This is a genomic window from Desulfocastanea catecholica, assembly GCF_054657295.1.
Genome location: NZ_BAAHYZ010000145.1, coordinates 1 through 372 on the forward strand (window position 1 = coordinate 1; position 372 = coordinate 372).

1 protein-coding gene is annotated in these 372 nt (G+C 47.0%); it reads right to left on the reverse strand.

All coding sequences use genetic code 11. The annotated features are described in order from the left end of the window. Positions 1 to 145: 145 nt before the first annotated feature. A partial coding sequence (locus ACYQ8U_RS23270; RefSeq protein WP_459947936.1) for a hypothetical protein occupies positions 146 to 372 on the reverse strand: 227 nt, incomplete at its 5' end.

A 372-nucleotide genomic window follows, 5' to 3' on the forward strand; every position in this document is an offset into this window, starting at 1 on the left:
AATTGCCAACACCGCCCTGCCTGTTATCTTCTGCCCTTCGCTTTTTAACCGTTCGCATGCCCGAACAACCGTTTCGTAAGTTGCCACCTGTTGCATTTGCTCCCCCTGTTTTGATATGATATAGAAACATTATTTAGATATGATACTATATCATAACATGAAAACAGTCAAGAATTTGTTTGAACCCCAGGCTGGTAGGTCGACTGTGCGCAATGATTGCGTTCGGATAGTGGGTAACCGCGACGGAGGACCCTGAAGCGGATCGTGACAAAGCATATGCAAAGGCTGACGAGGGGCGACCGAACAGCTCGATGACCACGCGGCGGACGATTTTGCGTGGAAAAAATATCAAGGTGATAGATAGTGATTTCT